At 71.1% G+C, this 1321-nt stretch carries 1 protein-coding gene and 1 pseudogene; both read right to left on the bottom strand.

Annotated features, from left to right (window positions below; genetic code table 11):
• Positions 1-1025 (bottom strand): ABC transporter permease (locus AB0J69_RS61715; protein WP_364138699.1); only part of this gene is annotated, 1025 nt, incomplete at its 3' end.
• A pseudogene (locus AB0J69_RS61710) lies at positions 1022-1321 on the bottom strand (ABC transporter ATP-binding protein); the annotation flags it as partial. The gene AB0J69_RS61715 and the pseudogene AB0J69_RS61710, both read right to left, overlap by 4 nt.

Below are 1321 nucleotides of genomic sequence, written 5' to 3'. Positions count from 1 at the left end.
CAGAAGGACAGCCAGGTGAGGCCGAGGGTGAGCAGGGCGTAGATGCCGGTCTCGATCCACTGGAAGGGCCAGAACCGGTCGAGGGGGTGGTAGGTGGCCTGCTGCCGGTAGCCCAGCCGGTTGATCTCGGCCATGCACCCGTCCATGCGCTGTGCTCCCTGCGGTGCGCAGGGACCCGACGTCGTGGAAACCGGGATGGCGGCTTCCTCGTTGCCGCCGGCCATCGTGCGCCCGGACGGGTCGAGAAGCTCGGTCGACAGGAGCCAGGCGCCGGTGTCGCCGGGAACGACCGACGACAGCATGATCTGCGCGCGTCCGCTGCCGTTCGGCGGTATGCCGAGGTGCTCCACGTTCCCCTTGCCGAGCTCGAAGGTCGCGGTCACCGGAGTGCTCAGGTGCGGCCGGACCAGCAGCGGCATGGCGAGCTGGATCGCGGCGAAGACGGCCAGGGTGAGGGCCATGGCGGGCAGGGTGCGGCGCACCAGCATGCCCACCGTCACGCCCAGGACGAAGGCGAAGGCCGCGTACCCCATCGGGGCGATGCCGCGCGCGCCGAACACCAGCGGGGCCATCAGGCCGAAGCCCGCGGCGGCCGACTTGTCCAGCGGGTCGGACCACCAGGTCACCGCCAGGCCGCACAGCCCGGCGGCGGCCACGGCGGTCAGGCCCATCAGCCCGAGCTTGACGGTCAGCCAGCGGCCTCGGGTGATGCTCTGGTTCCACACCAGCAGGTGCGTGCTCGCCTCCAGCTCGCGGGTGATCAACGGTGCTCCCCAGAACAGCCCGGCGAGAGCGGGCAGGAGCAGCACGACGAGGCTGACGGCCATGAAGGGGGTCTGGTACTCGTCGAAGAAGCGGTCGTAGAAGCGGTCGCAGGTGTTGTCCGGGGTGCAGTCGGCGATCCCGGCGGAATAGTCGGTGGCCAGGCCAGGGCCGGTCAGCGCCAGGGCAGCGGCGAGGACGACGAGGACGGCGGCCATCATCGCGGCCGAGCCGCGGAACTGGCGCCAGGTCAGCCAGATCATCGCTGCACCTCCAGGGCGACCCGCCGGTTGTCGGCGGTGCGCTGCTCCATGTAGGCCAGCACGAGGTCCTCCAGACTGAGCCTGCTGACCGTCCAGGCGGGGTCGTGGATCGGGCCGTCGGTACGGATGACGTACGTGCTCTGCCGGTCGGTGTGCCGGGCGGAGATCACGTGCTGGTCGGCGGGCAGCCGGTCGGGATCGCGGCGGGGGCCGGTGAGCCGGTGATGGGTGGCCAGCAGCCGGTCGACCTCCCCGGCCACCTGCACGCGGGAGTCCACGAGCACGATCAGGTAGTC

Source organism: Nonomuraea sp. NPDC049709 (assembly GCF_040674815.1).
GTDB lineage: Bacteria > Actinomycetota > Actinomycetes > Streptosporangiales > Streptosporangiaceae > Nonomuraea.
This window is presented reverse-complemented; position numbering and strand designations above follow the sequence as displayed.